General features: G+C 55.0%; 20 protein-coding genes. 17 read left to right on the top strand and 3 right to left on the bottom strand.

What is annotated here, in order from left to right:
• Positions 1 to 7: 7 nt before the first annotated feature.
• Together cysH and EHV07_RS18155 are read left to right on the top strand one after the other, a co-directional pair.
• On the top strand, positions 8 to 739 hold the full coding sequence (gene cysH, locus EHV07_RS18160; protein ID WP_147199567.1) for a phosphoadenosine phosphosulfate reductase: 732 nt from the start codon (positions 8 to 10) through the stop codon (positions 737 to 739).
• Between the two features lie 118 nt (positions 740 to 857).
• Complete coding sequence (locus EHV07_RS18155) at positions 858 to 1,151, top strand: hypothetical protein (protein WP_147199565.1); 294 nt, start codon at positions 858 to 860, stop codon at positions 1,149 to 1,151.
• On the opposite strand, the gene EHV07_RS18150 is transcribed toward EHV07_RS18155, so the two are convergent.
• Both EHV07_RS18150 and EHV07_RS18145 read right to left on the bottom strand, forming a co-directional pair.
• On the bottom strand, positions 1,137 to 1,421 hold the full coding sequence (locus tag EHV07_RS18150) for a YciI family protein (RefSeq protein ID WP_147199563.1): 285 nt from the start codon (positions 1,419 to 1,421) through the stop codon (positions 1,137 to 1,139). The genes EHV07_RS18155 and EHV07_RS18150 overlap by 15 nt on opposite strands.
• On the bottom strand, positions 1,421 to 2,455 hold the full coding sequence (locus EHV07_RS18145; protein WP_147199562.1) for an aminopeptidase: 1,035 nt from the start codon (positions 2,453 to 2,455) through the stop codon (positions 1,421 to 1,423). The genes EHV07_RS18150 and EHV07_RS18145 overlap by 1 nt, the downstream gene beginning before the upstream one ends.
• 253 nt (positions 2,456 to 2,708) lie before the next feature.
• Between EHV07_RS18145 and cysG the strand changes: the two genes are divergently transcribed.
• The 13 genes from cysG (at position 2,709) to rpoS (ending at position 14,046) form a co-directional block, all read left to right on the top strand.
• Positions 2,709 to 4,124, top strand: coding sequence for a siroheme synthase CysG (gene cysG / locus EHV07_RS18140; protein WP_147199560.1), 1,416 nt, complete (start codon positions 2,709 to 2,711; stop codon positions 4,122 to 4,124).
• A gap of 9 nt (positions 4,125 to 4,133) precedes the next feature.
• The gene (gene cysD, locus EHV07_RS18135; RefSeq protein ID WP_147199559.1) at positions 4,134 to 5,042 is read left to right on the top strand and encodes a sulfate adenylyltransferase subunit CysD; all 909 of its coding nucleotides are present in this window, start codon (positions 4,134 to 4,136) and stop codon (positions 5,040 to 5,042) included.
• A 9-nt stretch (positions 5,043 to 5,051) separates the two neighbouring features.
• On the top strand, positions 5,052 to 6,482 hold the full coding sequence (gene cysN / locus EHV07_RS18130) for a sulfate adenylyltransferase subunit CysN (RefSeq protein WP_147199558.1): 1,431 nt from the start codon (positions 5,052 to 5,054) through the stop codon (positions 6,480 to 6,482).
• Positions 6,482 to 7,090: an adenylyl-sulfate kinase gene (gene cysC / locus EHV07_RS18125; protein WP_147199557.1), complete on the top strand. Its 609-nt coding sequence runs from the start codon at positions 6,482 to 6,484 to the stop codon at positions 7,088 to 7,090. The genes cysN and cysC overlap by 1 nt, the downstream gene beginning before the upstream one ends.
• 56 nt (positions 7,091 to 7,146) lie before the next feature.
• Positions 7,147 to 7,467: a DUF3561 family protein gene (locus EHV07_RS18120; protein WP_147199556.1), complete on the top strand. Its 321-nt coding sequence runs from the start codon at positions 7,147 to 7,149 to the stop codon at positions 7,465 to 7,467.
• Positions 7,468 to 7,671: 204 nt separating this feature from the next.
• Positions 7,672 to 7,986: a cell division protein FtsB gene (gene ftsB, locus EHV07_RS18115; RefSeq protein ID WP_147199555.1), complete on the top strand. Its 315-nt coding sequence runs from the start codon at positions 7,672 to 7,674 to the stop codon at positions 7,984 to 7,986.
• Between the two features lie 3 nt (positions 7,987 to 7,989).
• Positions 7,990 to 8,706 (top strand): 2-C-methyl-D-erythritol 4-phosphate cytidylyltransferase, encoded by a 717-nt coding sequence (gene ispD / locus EHV07_RS18110; RefSeq protein ID WP_174822364.1) that lies wholly within the window; start codon positions 7,990 to 7,992, stop codon positions 8,704 to 8,706.
• Positions 8,706 to 9,185, top strand: coding sequence for a 2-C-methyl-D-erythritol 2,4-cyclodiphosphate synthase (gene ispF / locus EHV07_RS18105; protein ID WP_147199554.1), 480 nt, complete (start codon positions 8,706 to 8,708; stop codon positions 9,183 to 9,185). The genes ispD and ispF overlap by 1 nt, the downstream gene beginning before the upstream one ends.
• On the top strand, positions 9,185 to 10,231 hold the full coding sequence (gene truD / locus EHV07_RS18100; RefSeq protein WP_147199553.1) for a tRNA pseudouridine(13) synthase TruD: 1,047 nt from the start codon (positions 9,185 to 9,187) through the stop codon (positions 10,229 to 10,231). The genes ispF and truD overlap by 1 nt, the downstream gene beginning before the upstream one ends.
• 173 nt (positions 10,232 to 10,404) lie before the next feature.
• Positions 10,405 to 11,166, top strand: a complete 762-nt coding sequence (gene surE / locus EHV07_RS18095; RefSeq protein ID WP_147199552.1) for a 5'/3'-nucleotidase SurE — start codon at positions 10,405 to 10,407, stop codon at positions 11,164 to 11,166.
• On the top strand, positions 11,160 to 11,786 hold the full coding sequence (locus tag EHV07_RS18090; protein WP_147199551.1) for a protein-L-isoaspartate(D-aspartate) O-methyltransferase: 627 nt from the start codon (positions 11,160 to 11,162) through the stop codon (positions 11,784 to 11,786). The genes surE and EHV07_RS18090 overlap by 7 nt, the downstream gene beginning before the upstream one ends.
• Positions 11,787 to 11,935: 149 nt before the next feature.
• Positions 11,936 to 13,003: a murein hydrolase activator NlpD gene (gene nlpD / locus EHV07_RS18085; protein WP_147199550.1), complete on the top strand. Its 1,068-nt coding sequence runs from the start codon at positions 11,936 to 11,938 to the stop codon at positions 13,001 to 13,003.
• A gap of 50 nt (positions 13,004 to 13,053) precedes the next feature.
• Positions 13,054 to 14,046: an RNA polymerase sigma factor RpoS gene (gene rpoS, locus EHV07_RS18080; protein ID WP_147199549.1), complete on the top strand. Its 993-nt coding sequence runs from the start codon at positions 13,054 to 13,056 to the stop codon at positions 14,044 to 14,046.
• 114 nt (positions 14,047 to 14,160) lie between these two features.
• On the opposite strand, the gene mutS is transcribed toward rpoS, so the two are convergent.
• The gene (mutS, locus tag EHV07_RS18075) at positions 14,161 to 16,716 is read right to left on the bottom strand and encodes a DNA mismatch repair protein MutS (RefSeq protein WP_147199548.1); all 2,556 of its coding nucleotides are present in this window, start codon (positions 16,714 to 16,716) and stop codon (positions 14,161 to 14,163) included.
• 1,371 nt (positions 16,717 to 18,087) lie between these two features.
• Between mutS and EHV07_RS18070 the strand changes: the two genes are divergently transcribed.
• Both EHV07_RS18070 and EHV07_RS18065 read left to right on the top strand, forming a co-directional pair.
• A complete protein-coding gene (locus EHV07_RS18070) occupies positions 18,088 to 19,074 on the top strand; it encodes a glycosyltransferase (RefSeq protein ID WP_147199547.1) in 987 nt (328 codons plus the stop codon).
• A 45-nt stretch (positions 19,075 to 19,119) separates the two neighbouring features.
• Positions 19,120 to 20,412, top strand: a complete 1,293-nt coding sequence (locus tag EHV07_RS18065) for a flippase (RefSeq protein ID WP_147199546.1) — start codon at positions 19,120 to 19,122, stop codon at positions 20,410 to 20,412.
• The last annotated feature ends 22 nt before the right edge of the window (positions 20,413 to 20,434 follow it).

The following is a 20,434-nucleotide window of genomic DNA, read 5'->3' as shown; positions in this document are numbered from 1 at the left end:
GCGTGTAATGGCTGTACTCGATCTCGCAGCACTGAACGATTTGCCTAAAGTGGAGCGCGTAATGGCGCTCGCTGAAGTTAACACTAAGCTGGAAAAGCTGTCCGCTCAGGATCGCGTGATCTGGGCGCTGGAAAACCTGCCCGGTGAAGCGGTGCTCTCCTCCAGCTTTGGCATTCAGGCGGCGGTAAGCCTGCATCTGGTTTCCCAGATCAAACCGGATATTCCGGTGATCCTCACCGATACCGGCTATCTGTTTCCTGAAACCTATCAGTTTATCGATGAGCTGACCGACAAGCTTGGCCTGAACCTGAAAGTCTTCCGCGCTGAACAGAGCGCGGCCTGGCAGGAAGCGCGCTACGGTAAGCTTTGGGAGCAGGGCGTGGAAGGCATTGAGCGCTACAACGACATCAACAAAGTAGAGCCAATGAACCGCGCACTGGAAACGCTGAATGGACAGACGTGGTTTGCTGGTTTGCGCCGCGATCAGTCCAGCAGCCGTGCCAACCTGCCGGTGCTGGCTATACAGCGCGGCGTGTTTAAAGTGCTGCCCATTATCGACTGGGACAACAAGCAGGTGTACCAGTACCTTAAAGAACACGGTCTGGGCTATCACCCGCTGTGGGAGCAGGGCTATTTGTCGGTAGGCGACACGCACACCACACGCAAGTGGGAGCCGGGCATGGCGGAAGAAGAAACCCGCTTCTTCGGCCTGAAGCGCGAGTGCGGGCTGCACGAGTAGTAAAAAGGGCGGAAAGTATCCCGCCCTTTTATAACCGACGACGCCTGAATTCAAAGCGTAAAGCGCCCTGGCCGGGAATAAAGCGTCCTGGGCCATGGACGGCCCAGGTCGAGCTGTCATGGACGACGTCTTTTGCGTCTTTATGGACGGCCAGAGGGCTTTGCGCCTGTCACCGGCTTACAGCGAACGCTTTGGTGTTCAGCACCAGCCACCGGCTTACAGTGAGCGCTTTGGTGTTCAGCACCAGCCACCGGCTTACAGCGAACGCCCTGGTGTTCAGCACCAGCCACCGGCTTACAGCGAGCACTTTGGTGTTCAGCACCTGCCACCGGCTTACAGCGAGCGCTTCGGTGTTCAGCACCAGCCACCGGCTTACAGCGAACGCCCAGGCATCCACTCAGATCCCCACTAGCCCGGCAAATTCATCGGTCGCCCGCGTCACATTCACCTTCGTCACTTCATACTCCGCCACGGCCTGGAAAGCATCTTCTGCCAGAATGGCATTCAGCCGATCCCGATCGATATCCCGCACCAGCACCACACCGCCAGTACGCGGATCCTTACGGCCCGCGGTAATAAAAATACCGGCGTCAAAATACGTATCCAGCCAGGCAATATGCGCATCCAGAACGGCTTCAACTTCCTCCATCGGGCGGGTATAGCTAAGCGTAACGATATACATTAAGACTCCTTTGACGGGGTTTTAGGATTAATCAGCTCGGTAATCAACGGTAGCAGGATCCGTACGCTGTTGTGCATCCGTTGGGTAATACGGCCAGGCAGCCAGCGGTCAAGATAAGTCAGATTATCAATAGCGGCCTGGTGTTGGCTGGTACCCTGCGGAAAGTGGTGGCTGATAGCTCGCTGCTGATTCCCATCCTGTTTGCCCAGATCCCAGTTAGTGGCACGCACGCTCAACAGCGGGAATCCCGCTTTATCAAACAAATCTGCCGCAGGCTCGGTTTTCACTGCTTTACCCCGCGTAGAAACGGCGATTCGGGCCGAGCGGGCGATGGCCAGCGCCCGATCTCGGGTCTGCCGCGCCACGGGTTCGGGCGTATTCACGCCGCTGTTGAAATACAGCTTATCGCCAACCACCAGGCTGTCGAGTTTGATCACCAGCAGCGTATTTTTCTTCTCTTCTGGCTTCATACGGGCGAGATAATCCTCCTCGCCGCGCTGATTCAGCTCCTCGCCGCTCAGCGCCACAAAACGCAAACTGTAATGCAGCGGAACCTTACTCAGGCGCTGTGCCAGCTCCAGCATCACGCCCAGGCCAGAAGCGTTATCATCCACGCCCTGTAGCGTCAGGCCGCCAAGATTCTGCTGCCTGTCGCTGTCGCTTTGCGGCAGATACGTATCGGCATGCGTCAGGATAATAATCTGCTGTGGCACCTCGCCAGCCCGCGCGGCAATCACCGTGGTCGCCGTCGCGTTATGGTCCGTCAGATGGCCATTCTGTGATTTATACTGATAGTGAAGCGTGAAATTTCGTTTATTGCTGTCGTAGCCCAGTGCCTGGAACTGTTGCTGTAAGTAGTCTGCGTTCAGCATCTCCGCCGGGCTACCTGGCATACGGCCCGGATACCGGGTCGCGATGTGCCGCAACTGCTGCTCGGCAAGATGGCCACAGGCGTTAGTGGCCGCCTGAAGAGGGAAAATCGCACCGCTAGCGAGCAGCGCGGCCAGCGCGCTCAGGCGGAGTCGGGAAAACATGTAGCGTCCTTAGTCGTCATCCTGTGACGATCTTGCGAAAATATTTTGCCGTCACAGTATGAAAGTGTGACCGTGCGCGCACAATTACATTCTCTCTGAAAGCCCCGGTTTTTCATCCGTTAAGCACATTTTGTCCTTAGCTTTGCCAGGGCGTTATTCCATTCGGGAACTACTCATTCCAATTAGTAATTTCATAAGCCTTAAGCCGGGGCCGTATAGTCGCGTTAACTTTTTGTTATTTGATAAGGCTGACGTGGACTATCTCCCTCTTTTTGCAGACATCCGAAACAAACCGGTGCTGGTTGTTGGCGGCGGTGATGTTGCTGCGCGCAAAATCGAACTGCTGCGTCGCGCAGGCGCACGCGTGCAAATCGCTGCCCGGGAACTTTGCGAAGAGCTGTCGTCCCTGCACCACAGCGGCGCGGTCGAGTGGATAGCTCAGGAATACCAAAGCAGCCAGCTGGACAGCGTTTACCTGGTGATTGCCGCCACCGACGACGGTGAACTCAACAGCCGCGTCTTCGATGACGCCAGCGAGCGTCGGCTACTGGCTAACGTGGTGGACGATCAGCCTAAATGCTCCTTCATTTTTCCATCGATTGTGGATCGCTCACCGCTGGTGGTGGCGATCTCTTCCAGCGGCACCGCGCCGGTTCTGGCCCGCCTGCTGCGTGAGAAACTTGAAGCGCTGTTACCCGCTAATCTGGGACAGATGGCGGAAATCGCCGGTCGCTGGCGAGGCAAGGTGAAAGACCGCTTTAGCAAGATGTCCGAGCGTCGCCGCTTTTGGGAAACCGCGTTTAACGGACTGTTTGCCAGCCAGGTCGCTGCGGGCAACGTTCAGGGCGCCGAACAGACGTTGGATCGCCAGCTGACTGACACCCAGTCGAATCAGGGTGAAATCATCCTGGTGGGCGCAGGCCCGGGCGATGCTGGCCTGCTGACCTTGCGCGGCCTTCAGGTGATGCAGCAGGCGGACGTGGTGCTCTATGACCATCTGGTCAGCGACGAAATTCTTGATTTAGTACGCCGGGATGCCGACCGCATCTGCGTAGGCAAGCGGGCTAATGCGCACACCGTTCCCCAACACGAGACCAACCGTCTGCTGGTGGAGCTGGCGAAAAAGGGCAAACGCGTGGTGCGGCTGAAAGGCGGCGATCCCTTTATCTTTGGTCGCGGCGGCGAAGAATTGCAGGCAGCGGTTGAGGCCGGCATTCCTTTCCAGGTCGTACCCGGCGTCACGGCTGCCGCAGGCGCAACCGCCTATGCCGGTATTCCGCTAACGCACCGCGACCACGCTCAGAGCGTACTGTTTATTACCGGTCATTGCCGCGCCGATGGCGAAGGCATGGACTGGCCATCGCTGGCACGTGCCCGTCAAACGCTGGCGATTTATATGGGTACGGTGAAAGCCGCTGAGATCTCGGCGCAGCTGATTGCCCATGGCCGCGATGCCCACACGCCGGTCGCGGTGATTGGCCGTGGAACGCGTCAGGATCAGCAAGTGCTGACCGGCACGCTGGAAGAATTAGAAGGACTCGCGCAACGCGCGCCAACGCCAGCCCTGTTAGTGATCGGGGAAGTGGTTAACCTGCATCAGCAGCTGGCGTGGTTTCAACATTCAGCGCAGCAGGCCGGACGCGAGTCGGCTGTTGTGAATTTGGCTTGAGGAAAAGTTATGGATCAAAAACGACTCACCCACCTGCGTCAACTGGAAGCGGAAAGTATCCATATCATCCGTGAAGTGGCGGCAGAGTTCGGCAATCCGGTGATGATGTACTCTATCGGAAAAGACTCCTCGGTAATGCTGCACCTGGCGCGTAAAGCATTTTATCCGGGCACGCTACCGTTCCCGCTGCTGCACGTCGATACCGGTTGGAAATTCAAAGAAATGTACGAATTTCGTGACCGCACGGTGAAAGAGATTGGCGCAGAGCTGCTGGTGCATCGCAACCCGGAAGGCGTGGCGATGGGCATTAACCCGTTCGTGCACGGCAGTGCCAAACATACCGATATCATGAAAACTGAAGGACTGAAGCAGGCGCTGAACAAATACGGCTTTGATGCCGCGTTCGGCGGCGCTCGTCGCGACGAAGAAAAATCGCGTGCGAAAGAGCGTATCTACTCCTTCCGCGACCGTTTTCACCGTTGGGATCCAAAAAACCAGCGTCCTGAGCTGTGGCACAACTACAACGGCCAGATCAACAAAGGCGAAAGCATCCGCGTCTTCCCGCTCTCTAACTGGACCGAGCTGGATATCTGGCAGTACATCTTCCTGGAAAATATCGACATCGTCCCACTTTACCTGGCTGCGCCGCGTCCGGTACTGGAACGCGACGGCATGCTGATGATGATTGATGACGATCGCATTGATTTACAGCCTGGCGAGAAAATTGAAGAACGCATGGTGCGTTTCCGCACGCTCGGCTGCTGGCCGCTGACCGGCGCGGTGGAATCGGAAGCGCAAACGCTGCCTGAAATCATCGAAGAGATGCTGGTTTCCACCACCAGCGAACGTCAGGGGCGCGTCATCGACCGCGATCAGTCCGGCTCGATGGAGCTGAAGAAACGCCAGGGTTATTTCTAAGGAGCCGACATGAATACCGTCATTGCACAACAAATTGCCGATCAGGGCGGCGTGGAAGCCTGGCTGCACGCACAGCAACATAAAAGCCTGCTGCGTTTTCTGACCTGCGGCAGCGTCGACGATGGCAAGAGCACGCTGATTGGCCGTCTCCTGCACGACACGCGTCAGATTTATGAAGATCAGCTCTCCTCGCTGCATAACGACAGCAAGCGTCACGGCACCCAGGGCGAAAAACTGGATCTGGCGCTGCTGGTCGATGGCTTGCAGGCCGAGCGCGAGCAGGGCATCACCATCGACGTGGCTTACCGTTATTTCTCCACCGAGAAGCGTAAATTTATTATTGCCGACACGCCGGGACACGAGCAATACACCCGCAACATGGCAACCGGCGCGTCAACCTGCGACCTGGCGATCCTGCTGATCGATGCGCGTAAAGGCGTGCTGGACCAGACGCGTCGCCACAGCTTTATCTCCACGCTGCTGGGCATCAAGCATCTGGTGGTCGCCATCAACAAAATGGATCTGGTTGAGTATAGCGAAGCGACGTTTGAGCAAATCAAAACCGATTACCTCGACTTTGCTGCTCAGCTGCCGAACGATCTGGATATCCGCTTCGTGCCGCTTTCCGCGCTGGAAGGCGAGAACGTCGCCAGCCCAAGCGAAGCGATGAGCTGGTACACCGGCCCAACGCTGCTGGACGTGCTGGAAACGGTCGAAGTGAAGCGCGTGGTGGAACAGCAGCCCATGCGTTTCCCGGTGCAGTACGTGAACCGTCCTAACCTGGATTTCCGCGGCTATGCCGGGACGCTGGCGTCAGGAGCGGTTCATGTGGGTCAGCGCGTCAAAGTGCTGCCTTCCGGCGTGGAATCTTCTATTGCACGCATCGTCACCTTCGACGGCGACTTGCAGGAAGCGCAGGCGGGTGAAGCGATTACGCTGGTGCTGAAAGATGAAATCGACATCAGCCGTGGCGATCTGCTGGTAGAAGCGGGTGCCGTGCTGAAGCCGGTACAGGCAGCCAGCGTTGATGTGGTCTGGATGGCAGAACAGCCGCTGGTACCGGGGCAGAGTTTTGACATTAAAATTGCCGGTAAGAAAACCCGCGCGCGCGTTGAGAAAGTGCAGTATCAGGTGGAAATCAACAGCCTGAAGCAGCTGAGCGTGGAAAGCCTGCCGCTGAACGGTATCGGCCTGGTCGATCTGACTTTCGATGAGCCGATGGTGCTGGATAAGTATCAGCAAAACCCGGTGACCGGCGGCATGATCTTCATCGACCGTCTGAGCAACGTGACGGTGGGTGCCGGTATGATCCGTGAACCTCAGGAAGAGGCGGTGCAGGAAAACGGCAATTTCAGCGCCTTTGAGCTGGAGCTGAACGCGTTAGTCCGTCGTCATTTCCCACACTGGGGCGCTCGCGATCTGCTGTCAGGCGGCAAATAATGGCTGCCGCTCATGATGAAAACGTCATCTGGCACGACCATGCCCTGACGCGTGAGGAACGTGAAAAGCAGCACGGCCATCAGGGCGTGGTGCTGTGGTTTACCGGCCTGTCGGGGTCGGGGAAATCTACCGTTGCGGGTGCGCTGGAGCAGGCTTTGCATCAGCTTGGCGTCAGCACCTATTTGCTGGATGGCGACAACGTTCGCCATGGCCTGTGCCGCGATTTGGGCTTCAGCGATGACGATCGTAAAGAGAACATTCGCCGCGTCGGCGAAGTGGCGAAGCTGATGGTGGATGCCGGGCTGGTGGTGCTGAGCGCGTTTATTTCGCCGCATCGTGAGGAGCGCCAGATGGTCCGCGATCTGCTCGGCGAAGGCCGCTTTATTGAGGTCTTTGTCGACACGCCGCTGGCGATTTGTGAGGCGCGCGATCCGAAAGGATTGTACAAAAAAGCGCGTGCCGGTGAGCTGCGTAACTTCACCGGCATTGACGCCGTATATGAAGCGCCAGAACAGCCGGAAATCCGCCTCGACGGCGAACAATTGGTAACAAATTTGCTGGTTCAAGTGTTAGATCTGCTGCGCGGTCGCGATATCATCAAGCCCTGAGATAGCCACGGCAAAACGCCTCAGAGCGGGCCGTATCACGCGTCAACAGGATACTTATGCATAACGTTACGCCCATGCTGGCCCGTAAAGATGACCGGGACCAGGAAGAGATTTCCTGGTCGTTTCCCGGCGGGGTTGTCGGCTTTGCCTGCTACTGGCTCGCCCTCGCGATCCCCTTCATACTCTACGGCTCCAACACGCTGTTTTTCTTTCTGTACACCTGGCCTTTCTTTCTGGCACTGCTGCCGGTCTCGGTGCTGATCGGCATCGTCGCCAGCGTGCTGCTGCGCGGTCATCTCATCTGGACGCTCCTGCTCACGATTGTCGTCGTCGTCGGGCTGTTCTGGCTGTTGTTTACGCTGCTGAGCGGCTGGTAATTGTCGCTGATTGTCGGAAGGTTTGCCTGCGCACTGGCAAAATCTGATGTCTGAATGCGCATACCGGTAACAGAACTTTGCTTAATCCTGCCTGTTTCAGGTCGCTAAACGCTCACCGATCCGTTAATCCGCGGCTAAATCTCTGTCGGAGTGGAGTCGGGGGAAAAGTTGTGGGATGATTGGGCCGTTTTTCAGGGGGCGGGGATGGGAAAACTTACGCTGCTGTTACTTGTTTTACTCGGCTGGCTGCAATATTCGCTCTGGCTGGGCAAGAACGGCATACATGATTATACGCGCGTCAATGAAGATGTTGCCGTGCAGCAAAGCAGTAACGCGAAGCTAAAAGCGCGTAACGATCAGCTGTTTGCAGAAATCGACGATCTTAACGGCGGTTCTGAAGCAATTGAGGAACGCGCACGTAACGAGCTGGGGATGATCAAACCCGGCGAAACCTTCTATCGCCTGGTGCCGGATCAAAACAGACGAAACGTGCAGCAGGGTAACAGTCAGCAACGATAAAACATGAACATCGCAGGCACCGAACCGGACGTCATTGCCATTGTTCCTGCTGCCGGTATCGGCAGCCGGATGCAGGCTGAATGCCCTAAGCAGTATCTGACTATCCAGGGGAAAACCATTCTGGAACATGCGCTCGACAGATTACTGGCGCATCCCAGAATTTGCCGCATTATCGTCGCTATCAGTCCGGACGATCCCTGGTTTTCTACGCTGCCCATTGCTAACGACCCGCGCATTATCAGCGTGGCGGGGGGCAAAGAGCGGGCCGACTCCGTTCTGGCCGGTTTGCAGGCAGCATCTTCCTCACGCTGGGTGCTGGTACATGACGCCGCGCGTCCTTGCCTGCATCCCGACGACCTTACGCGCCTGCTGGCGCTTACCGCAACCAGTCAGGTTGGCGGTATCCTTGCGGCACCGGTCCGCGACACCATGAAACGAGCGGAATCAGCCGGTCTTGCAATCGCGCATACTGTCGATCGCGAGGCGCTTTGGCACGCTCTGACGCCGCAGCTTTTTCCGCTCGACCTGCTGCGTAACTGCCTGCAACGCGCGCTCAACGAAGGCGCGGTGATTACCGATGAAGCCTCAGCGCTGGAATATTGCGGCTATCACCCTGAACTGGTCGCAGGCCGCAGCGATAATATAAAGGTGACGCGGCCAGAAGATCTCGCGCTGGCCACGTTTTACCTGACTCAACGACAGATTAAGGAGAACGCATAATGCGTATCGGCCACGGTTTTGATGTTCACGCGTTTGGCGGCGAAGGCCCGCTGATTATTGGCGGCGTGCGAATTCCTTATGAAAAGGGCTTACTGGCGCATTCTGACGGCGACGTCGCGCTGCACGCGCTGACCGATGCATTGTTGGGTGCGGCGGCGCTAGGTGATATCGGCAAGCTGTTCCCGGACACGGACGCGGCTTATAAAGGCGCTGACAGCCGCGAGCTGCTGCGCGAAGCCTGGCGTCAGATTCAGAAGAAAGGCTATCGCATTGGCAACGTGGACGTCACGATTATCGCTCAGGCCCCTAAAATGCTGCCGCACGTGCCGCAAATGCGCATCAACATCGCTGAAGATCTCGGCATCCATATGGACGATGTCAACGTAAAAGCCACCACCACCGAAAAACTGGGCTTTACCGGTCGCGGCGAGGGCATCGCTTGTGAAGCTGTCGCGCTACTGATGAAGGCGGCTGCCTAATGACGGTCAACACTCTGCAATGGCTGTACGGTCAGCCTGCGGCCAGCGGCGTGGTGAAGGCGAACCCGGAAGACTTTATCGTTATCGAAGATCTGGGCTATCGGCCAGACGGCGAGGGCGAGCAGGTGCTGGTTCGCATCCGTAAAAACGGCTGCAATACCCGTTTTGTCGCCGAGGCGCTGGCAAAATTCGCCGGTGTCCATCCTCGTGATGTCAGCTTTGCCGGCATGAAAGATCGCCATGCAGTCACCGAGCAGTGGTTTTGCCTGCGTGTTCCTGGTAAAGAAACCCCTGACTTCACTAAGTTTGATCTGGAAGGCTGCGAGGTGCTGGAAAGCGCTCGTCACCGCCGTAAATTGCGTACCGGTGCGCTACAGGGCAATGCTTTTACGCTGATTTTGCGTCAGGTTTCTGACCGGGAAGCGGTAGAGCAGCGGCTGAAACAGATTGCCGTCGCCGGCGTGCCTAACTATTTTGGTGAACAGCGCTTTGGACGTGACGGCAACAATCTGACGATGGCGAAACGCTGGGCAGCCGATGAAATTCGCGTTCGTGAGCGCAATAAACGCAGCTTTATCCTGTCTGCCGCCCGTAGCGTGCTGTTCAATCAGATCGCGAGCGATCGCCTGACGCAGCAGGGCTCGTTGACTCAAGTGATGCCGGGCGATGCGCTTCAGCTCACCGGGCGCGGCAGCTGGTTTGTTGCCGACGAAGCGGAGCTGGCTTCCCTTCAGGCGCGCGTAGATAACAACGAGCTTCGCATTACCGCTCCGCTGCCGGGCAGTGGCGACTGGGGCACTCAGGGCGAAGCGCTGGCTTTTGAGCAGCAGAGCCTTGCAGGTGAAGCCGATCTGATCGGCCTTATTGAACGCGAGAAAGTGGATGCTGCCCGGCGCGCAGTGCTGGTCATCCCGCGCGATCTCGGCTGGAGCTGGTGGGATGATGTCACCGTTGAACTGAATTTCTGGCTGCCGGCCGGAAGCTTCGCTACCAGCGTGGTGCGTGAAATTCTGAATCAGCACGAAGAAGTCAGTATTGACGAATAAGCCGGTTCACTGCGCCTGGTACTGTTGCTTTCCTCACGATAGAATGCAGTTTGCTCATTCCAGAACATCCCGCCTGAACTGACCTTCTGCCGCTGTGATTAACCCGCAGGCGGCAGGATGCATAAAGCGTGGTATGATAGATAGCATATTGAAATCAAGAGGTTGAAGTTCAGATGCGAATTTTGCTGAGTAACGATGACGGTATTCATGCTCCCGGTATCCAAACGCTGGCTACCGCGCTGCGTGAATTTGCGGAAGTGCAGGTGGTCGCGCCGGATCGCAATCGTAGCGGGGCGTCTAACTCACTGACGCTGGAAACGCCGCTTCGTACTTTCAGCTATCCCAACGGTGATATTGCTGTACAAATGGGGACGCCGACCGATTGCGTCTATCTGGGCGTTAACACGCTGATGCGCCCAAAACCCGATATCGTGGTCTCCGGCATCAATGCCGGGCCGAACCTCGGTGATGACGTCATCTATTCCGGTACGGTGGCGGCGGCAATGGAAGGGCGTCATCTGGGACTGCCCGCGCTGGCTGTCTCGCTTGATGGCCATCAACATTACGATACCGCTGCGGCCGTCACCTGTTCAATTTTGCGCGCTTTGCAGCGTGAACCGCTGCGCACTGGCCGCATCCTCAATATTAACGTTCCCGATCTGCCGCTGGCGGAAATCAAAGGTATTCGTGTGACCCGTTGCGGCAGTCGCCATCCCAGCGATCAGGTTATTGCACAGCAGGATCCGCGCGGCAACACGATGTACTGGATTGGGCCGCCGGGCGACAAGTTCGATGCCGGTCCGGATACCGATTTTGCTGCCGTGGATGAAGGCTATGTTTCGGTCACTGCGCTGCACGTCGATCTCACTGCCCATAACGCGCAGGAGGTTGTTGCTGCATGGTTGGTTAGTGCCGAGGTTGGCAGCGAATGGTGATGCGACGCATTGATACACTGCTGGCGCAGCTGCGTCAGCAGGGGATCGACGATGAGCTGCTGCTGAAAGCCATGGAAGAGGTGCCGCGCGAGCGGTTTGTCGACGAGGCTTTCGAGCATAATGCCTGGGAAAACATGGCGCTGCCGATCGGTTCCGGGCAGACCATTTCTCAGCCTTATATTGTGGCGAAAATGACCTCGCTACTGGCGCTTAAGCCCACGTCTCGCGTGCTGGAGATTGGTACGGGATCGGGCTATCAGACCGCTATCCTGGCGCATCTGGTCGGGCATGTTTACTCCGTTGAACGTATCAAAGGTCTGCAATGGCAGGCCAAACGTCGCCTGAAGCAGCTCGATCTGCACAACGTTTCCACCCGCCACGCTGATGGCTGGCAGGGCTGGCCGGCAAAAGGGCCATTTGATGCCATTATCGTTACCGCGGCTCCCCCGGAAATCCCTGTTGAGCTGCTTAACCAGCTGGATGAAGGCGGGGTGCTGGTGCTGCCGGTTGGCGAAGAGCAGCAGGAATTGAAGCGCATCACCCGCAAGGGCAGCGAGTACAGGGTGGAAACGATCGAGCCGGTGCGTTTTGTGCCGTTAGTGCAGGGCGACCTGGCCTGACGCCGATACGCAATTGGTCACATCTGTGAATGGCACCTGAACCACGATATTGTTACTATCTCATCCATTCAGAATTTAATACTGCGGATGCCAGCTAAGTGGCCTGCATCCGGACAGTTATCACAGTTTTGCCGTAACGGGGGATATAAATGAGCACGGGAAGCCCAGTACTTAAGTTACGCCGGATTGCGGCGCTTTCACTTGTTGGATTTTGGTTGGCTGGCTGTTCCAGCAACAATTCACAGGCCCCTATCAGCTCCGTTGGCGGCGGTAATAATGCGCAAACCAGCGAAGGCGGCGGTGGGCTGATTGGCCGTCCTCCGGCGATCTCCACGCGTTCATCTGCTCCCGTAGCCTCCGGTCAAAGTGAAAACGTTGTTACACAAAATGGTCGCATCGTGTACAACCGCGCGTATGGGAATATTCCTAAAGGTAGCTACAGCGGACAAACTTATACCGTTAAACGCGGTGATACGCTGTTCTATATTGCCTGGATTACCGGGAACGATTTCCGCGATTTAGCGGAACGAAATAACGTCACTGCGCCATACAGTCTCAACGTGGGCCAGCAGTTGCAGGTTAGTAATGGCTCCGGTGGTACCCTCACTGGCGGCAACGCAATTACCGCAGCCGATGCCACATCGGGTGGCGTACCGACTCAGCCGACCACTTCACAAATGAAAGGCGCAACGGTTGCGCACCAGCCAGTTATTACGTATTCTGAGGATTCAGGTAAACCAAGTGAAGGCAAAATGTTACCTTCATCCGGCACTAATACTGTTGCAACGACAACAGCGCCGGTTACCGCACCGACCGTCAGCAGTACAACGAACAGCAGTACTCCAGTGGGAAGCTGGCGTTGGCCGACTGACGGGAAGATCATTGATAACTTCTCTGCTTCCGAAGGTGGCAATAAAGGTATTGATATCGCGGGATCGCGAGGGCAACCCGTCGTCTCAACCGCCTCAGGGCGCGTTGTTTATGCCGGGAATGCGTTACGCGGTTACGGTAACTTGATTATCATCAAACATAATGATGATTACCTGAGTGCATACGCCCATAACGACACGATGCTGGTCCGCGAGCAGCAAGAAGTTAAAGCGGGTCAGAAGATTGCGACCATGGGCAGTACCGGCACGAGTTCGGTTAGATTGCATTTTGAAATTCGTTACAAGGGGAAATCCGTAAACCCGTTGCGTTATTTACCGCAGCGATAATCCGGCAGAACCCTGGTGTTCTGCCCTGGGATCACGGGTAGGAGCCGCTTATGAGCCAGAATACGCTGAAAGTTAATGAGTTACATGAAGACGCGGAATTCGACGAAAACGGAGCTGAGATTTTTGATGAGAAGGCTCTTGTCGGAAACGAACCTGCTGATAACGATATAGCTGAAGAAGAGCTGTTGTCGCAAGGCGCTACGCAACGTGTATTAGATGCAACGCAGCTTTACCTGGGAGAGATTGGTTATTCTCCGCTCCTCACGGCTGAGGAAGAGGTATTCTTCGCTCGTCGTGCACTGCGTGGGGACGTTCCGTCCCGTCGCCGTATGATTGAAAGTAACTTACGTCTGGTAGTGAAGATTGCCCGTCGTTACAGCAATCGTGGTCTGGCTTTGCTGGATCTGATTGAGGAAGGTAACCTCGGCTTAATCCGCGCGGTAGAGAAATTTGATCCTGAAAGAGGATTCCGTTTCTCTACTTACGCTACCTGGTGGATTCGTCAGACCATCGAACGGGCTATCATGAACCAAACCCGTACGATTCGCCTGCCAATTCACATTGTTAAAGAGCTGAACGTCTATCTGCGTACTGCTCGCGAACTGGCCCACAAGCTGGATCACGAACCAAGCGCAGAAGAAATTGCCGAGCAGCTTGATAAACCCGTTGATGATGTCAGCCGTATGCTGCGTCTCAACGAACGCATTACATCAGTTGATACGCCGTTAGGCGGAGATTCTGAGAAAGCGCTGCTGGATATCCTGGCCGACGAGAAAGATAACGGCCCGGAAGATACCACCCAGGACGATGATATGAAGCAAAGCATCGTCAAATGGCTGTTCGAACTGAACGCCAAACAGCGTGAGGTTCTGGCGCGTCGCTTCGGCCTGTTGGGCTATGAAGCCGCTACGTTAGAAGATGTGGGCCGCGAAATCGGTCTGACTCGCGAACGTGTCCGTCAGATTCAGGTTGAAGGTCTGCGTCGTCTGCGGGAAATCCTGCAGGCTCAGGGACTGAATATTGAAGCCTTGTTCCGCGAATAAGCAAGGCGCTTTCGATGTAGATGCGAGAAGCGGTGGCGAAAGCCACCGCTTTTTTATTGCCTGTAAATCCGTATTAGCTACTAAAACAGCCTGCGTAGCAGGCCACTTCCAGATTTAAACCAGCGCTTTCAGACGGTAAATCCACTCCAGCGCCTGACGTGGCGACAGCGAATCGGGATCCAGCGCTTCTAACGCTTCAACGGCCGGGGACGTTTCCTCCACCAGCAGCGGCAGCTGTGGGCCATCGGCTTTAGTGGCGGCCGCATTGCCAGACATCGTTTCCAGCTCCTTCAACTTTTGACGCGCACGCTTGATCACTTCTTTTGGCACACCTGCCAGCGCGGCAACGGCTAAACCGTAACTTTTACTGGCTGCGCCATCCTGCACGCTATGCATAAAGGCGATGGTGTCACCGTGCTCTATAGCATCCAGATGCACGTTAGCGACGCCCTCCATCTTCTCCGGTAGCGTGGTCAGCTCGAAGTAGTGCGTGGCAAACAGCGTCATGGCCTTAATGCGGTTTGCCAGGCTTTCTGCACAGGCCCAGGCCAGCGACAAGCCGTCATAAGTGGACGTGCCGCGCCCGATCTCATCCATCAGCACCAAACTGTGTTCCGTGGCGTTGTGCAGAATATTGGCGGTTTCGGTCATTTCCACCATAAAGGTCGAACGGCCGGAAGCCAGATCGTCTGCGGCGCCGACGCGGGTAAAAATGCGATCGATTGGGCCCAGTACCGCTTCTTCTGCCGGCACGTAGCTGCCGATATAGGCAATCAGCGCAATCAGCGCGGCCTGGCGCATATAGGTGCTCTTACCGCCCATATTCGGCCCGGTAATCACCAACATACGACGCTGTGGCGAGAGCGAAAGCGGATTGGCGATAAACGGCTCTTTCAGCACCTGCTCGACTACCGGATGACGGCCGCCGGTCAGCTTGATGCCGGGCTTGTCGGCAAACGTTGGGCAGTTAAAATTCAGTGTCCAGGCACGCTCCGCCAGGTTCGCCAACACGTCCAGTTCCGCCAGCGCGGCGGCACTGTCCTGCAATGCTTCCAGATGCGGCAGCAGCAGATCGAACAGCTCTTCATAAAGCCCTTTTTCCAACGCCAGCGCTTTGCCTTTTGAGGTCAGCACCTTGTCTTCATATTCCTTCAGCTCAGGAATAATATAGCGTTCGGCATTCTTCAGCGTCTGGCGGCGCACATAGTTAATCGGCACCAGATGGCTCTGCCCACGGCTGACCTGAATGTAATAACCGTGTACGGCATTAAAGCCCACCTTCAGCGTATCCAGCCCCAGCTTTTCCCGCTCGCGAATTTCCAGACGATCAAGATAGTCCGTGGCGCCGTCGGCCAGCGCTCGCCATTCGTCCAGCTCGGCGTTATAGCCTGGCGCAATGACGCCGCCGTCGCGAACCAGCACCGGCGGCGATTCAACCACGGCACGTTCCAGCAGATCGCGCAGCTCGTCAAACTGACCCATTTGCTGACGCAGCGTTTGCAGATGAGGCGTTTCGCTGTCAATCAGCAGGGCATCAAGCTGTGGAAGCTGTTGGAACGCGTGGCGCATTCTTGCCAGATCGCGAGGACGCGCCGTACGCAATGCCAGCCTTGCCAGAATACGTTCCAGGTCGCCAACCTGGCGCAGCAGGGGAGTGAATTCAGCAGAGAAATCCTGAAGCGCGCCGATACTTTGCTGGCGATTGCTCAGCGTTTTTGTATCGCGGATCGGCATATGCAGCCAGCGTTTGAGCATGCGGCTGCCCATCGGCGTGACGGTTTTATCCAGTACCGATGCCAGCGTGTTCTCAATGCCGCCAGCCAGGTTCTGGGTAATCTCCAGATTGCGGCGAGTAGCGGCATCCATAATGATGCCATCCTGCTGGCGCTCCATGGTCAGCGAGCGGATATGCGGCAACGAGGTGCGTTGCGTATCTTTAACGTATTGCAGCAGGCAGCCAGCGGCGCGCAGGGCAAGCTGAGCCTGCTCCACGCCAAAGCCGGTAAGATCGCGGGTGCCAAACTGCATGTTGAGCTGCTGGCGAGCGGTGTCGACTTCAAATTCCCATAAAGGGCGGCGACGCAGGCCACGGCGATTCTCGATCAGCGACATGGCGGCAAAGTCTTCTGAATAAAGCAGCTCGGCGGGATTGGTACGCTGGAGTTCTGCCGCCATCGTTTCCAGATCGGAAGGCTCAGCCAGGCGGAAGCGGCCGGAGCTGATATCCAGCGTGGCGTAACCAAAGCCGCGCGCGCCCTGCCAGATAGCGGCCAGCAGGTTGTCCTGGCGCTCCTGAAGCAGCGCTTCATCGCTGATCGTGCCTGGCGTGACGATACGCACCACTTTGCGTTCAACCGGTCCTTTGCTCAGCGCCGGATCGCCAACCTGTTCACAGATGGCTACCGATTCGCCAAGCTGAACCAGTTTGGCCAGATAGTTCTCAACGGCATGATGTGGCACGCCCGCCATCGGGATCGGTTCGCCGGCTGAAGCGCCGCGTTTGGTCAGCGAGATCTCCAGCAGCTGCGAGGCGCGTTTGGCGTCATCGTAGAACAGCTCGTAGAAGTCTCCCATTCGGTAAAACAGCAGGATCTCAGGATGCTCAGCCTTAAGGCGCAGATACTGCTGCATCATGGGGGTGTGCGAAGAGAGGTTTTCTGTGGTCATCATCAGGTCTTCTTTTCCAGTCCATTGAATATAAAGTCAGTTGCGATTTCTGAATCCCGCGTTTGCGTTGTCTGAACATCACTGATTTTTACTTCAACGTGGCGGTTATTTGCGGGGCGCTGGCGTAACAGGCAGCAAGCCGGTTGCCGCTGGTTGTGGGCTCCAGGGCCTTGTGAATGTCGCTATAGTAACGCAGCAGTACAGAGGCTGTCACAGGTAAAACAGGAAGACTTGCCGCAAGTTTCAAAAAAGCCTTGCTGCAAAAAGCACTCACCGGTTACGACGGGCGCTAAACGAGCGCCGGGTTGAAATTCTCCACGCATTGATATCGGACAAGCAGAAGAGCGAAACCAGGGATATTTCTGATTATCGTTTTTTTAAGATAAAACACGACAGTAATTTTCAGGCAGGTTGATAAATAGTTATAATCAAAGCAACGACGGTGATAGAATTATTTAAGACAGGAATCTTCTTTATAATCCTGCTGGGACGATCAAAAAAATTTTTCTGAGTAATTCTTCTTCTTTCACCTGGTTTAATTAACCTCCTTAAAATCCCTGCTGTTTTATTGTGCCAGATGAAATGCTTAGCCGGTAAGGCACTTAACGGTCTGAGGCCTGATGTAGTCTGGTTTCGTCGCCTCCCCAGTATAATTTTTCTCACTGCATTATTAATAATAATGACGGGATGAAAACGTTAAGGTGAATTGTTGCTATGACTGCCAGATAAAAAAGTTAAATAATCACACCAGGTGATTCTTTGCGAAAAAACTTAAAAATTAACTTCTTGTGAGATAATTCCTAAAAAGTCTGTGCAATCTTATTGTGCTAGACCTCATGATGTAATTGCGGTACTTTTTCATAGCATCTTGACAATTGGCCTGGCTGCGACACTGATTGAAATGGTGGCAATATGATAATTGATATTTTCGGGAACGGATTTGCGATAAGAAAAACCTCATTCGCAAATACCGCTCATTGTGCTGTCAGCCTGCCAGGATGCAGGTCAGCGGCATACATTAAGAAAATGTCCACCCTTTCGCTAAAAATCAGAAAATTCCCTTTCCGCGCCAGCGCGTTCTGTTTTCCACTCGGGAATTCTGTTATTCAGCTGTCCAGGAACCTTGTCAGTACTGTAAAGCAATTTACCGTTTTTTCCGCATCGGCAACGACACATGGGTCATAATCGGATAAAACGTGACCACAGTTGAACGTGTTCATTGGTCGTTTTGAGGATATTGACAGGACGAGTGAGAATATTCCTATAAAGTAGTGTTTTTCCTGACAATTATCATTGGTGGAATGTACTTTTCACGGTTAATTGCTAAAGGATAATATGTTTTATACCTCATATTAAAAAAGCAAGGGTAATCCAATGAACTCCATTTTATTATCGGTGATCATACCGGCATTCAATGTGCGTGAGTATATTATTGAATGTATCGACTCACTCACAGGACAGGTTTCCATTCCTCACGAGATCATCGTGGTAAACGACGGTTCAACGGATGGCACGGGCGAACTTGTTGAGCAGCACTATGCTGGCAATGCCGCAATAAAAGTCATCAACTCGCACAATCAGGGTGCTGGTCTGGCAAGAGATACCGGGATTGCCGCAGCGGAAGGGGAGTACCTTTTCTTCTGCGATCCGGATGATATCGTTGGCGACGGTATGTTCCGCGAATTCAGTGAAGTCATCGAAGCCCATCCGGCAACCGACCTGTTTTGCTTCAACTCCAAAACCTTTGTCGATGGCCATCCTGAAAAAACGCAGTTTAAAGTTCAGCATACGCTGTCCGGCCTGACGCAGGCCCGCGAAGTCCTTTCTTCTCTTCTGGCCAACAGCCGTTACACCTCTGCGGCGTGGAACTATATCGTCAGAAGAAGTTTAGTTCTTAAGCATCAACTGGTTTTCCAGGATCGGGTACACGAAGATCACTGCTTCACGCTGGGCGCCTTCCTGCATTCCGGTCAGGCATGGGTCAGCCGCGAAACTTACTACAGGCAGCGTGTGCGTAACGGTTCTCTGACCAACAGTCACAAACCTGAACACTATTTCCAGGCGCGTTATGAAGCCTTTTCTAAATCCGTAGACATGCTGCTTGCGAATACGGATAACAGCCCTTTGTCGCAGCGTATCCGCAGAAACTATCTGCTGCACTCGTTCAGGCTGATGATTTACATCTCCTTATATAACAGAACGGATGTGCCACGCCCGGTGATCAACGCTATTCGCGATATGGGCAGAACCATCAGTCCTGAAAACCTGAAAGAAAGGCTGCTGCTCCGACACACCACAAAATTTATTCTGCTTCAGAAGATAAGAACCGCCAATGAAATGAGACGAACGGCGGCGAATTAAGTCGCCTGCGGTTTCTTAACTGTTTTGAAAATTTAGAGGTTTTACGTGCGAAGATTTTTGGATAAGTCACTGCTTATCAACATATTATCATTGTTGGCCTACCGTGGGACGTCGCTACTCTTCCCGCTGATTACGCTGCCTTATCTGGCCCGAACGCTGGGCGTCAGCCAGATGGGTGTTCTGGCGTTGGCCATCGCCTGCGTGCTCTATTGCAGCACGATCGCGGACTGGGGCTTTAACGTTTTCACCACGAAAAGCATTGCGCACCATCGTGATGATAAAGAACAGGTTTCCTGCCTTTTCTGGTCCACCTTCAACGCCAAGCTGATGCTGATCCTGCTAACCGCAGGCGTGCTGCTTAGCGTGACCTGGTTCAATCCTGAATGGCATTATCTGTTCTGGGTGGTGCTGGCAAATGCCACCACGCTGGTTGGCTCGCTGTTCTCTTTCGGCTGGCTGATGCAGGGCTATGAGAAACTGGGCAAAACGGCGACCATTTCTACCTTAGGTAATTTCTGCGCCATTCCACTGACTTTCCTGCTGGTTCACGGCCCGGAAGATACCTGGCTTGCGGCACTGATTCCTGGACTGACCTCAGTAATCAGCGCGCTGATCACCCTTAAATTTGTGGTTGAGATGAAGGTTATCGGCCGTTACCGGTTTGAAATCGCCGAAATCCGTAAGCGTCTTGCCGAAAGTGGCGACATCTTTATCGCCATTGCGGGTGCAAACCTGTTCAACAGCGTAAACGTGCTGATCCTGGCGACCTTTACCTCGCACTATGCGATCGGGATATATAACGGTGCCGACAGGTTGCGTAAAGCCGCAAACTCCGTGCCGGAGCAGATTGGCAACGCCTTCTTCCCGCGAGTGAGCTACCTGTTCGGCCGCGACAAAAAAGCGGCAATCGAAGCGAGCCGCAAAAGCCTGGCACTCTCCTTTGCGCTGAGCCTGGCTATCGTTATCTTCACCTGGTTCTTTGCCGAAGAGATCGTCACTATTCTGTTAGGTAAAGAGTTCCTGGCGTCAGTCGATGTACTGAAAGTGCTGGTGCTGTGCTTCCTGTTCGGCAACATCGCTTATCCTGCTGGCTTGCAGATTCTGATCCCACACGGTCTGACGCGTCAGCGTACGGTGATTATCGTGGGTGCGGGCCTGCTGAACATTCCAGTGTGCTGCTTCCTGGCCTGGCAGTACGGTGCAATTGGAGCTGCATGGTCAATGGTAATTGCAGAAGTGATTATCTGTCTGGGCATTTTCTACCTGATGGTGAAACATAAAATTCTGCACGAATACCTGCATATCGGTGCCAAAACTGGCCCGGCAGTAAAAGAATAACCCGCTGTTGATGCTGTCTGGC

The sequence above is a fragment of the Pantoea sp. CCBC3-3-1 genome (assembly GCF_007981265.1).
GTDB lineage: Bacteria > Pseudomonadota > Gammaproteobacteria > Enterobacterales > Enterobacteriaceae > Erwinia.
This window is presented reverse-complemented; position numbering and strand designations above follow the sequence as displayed.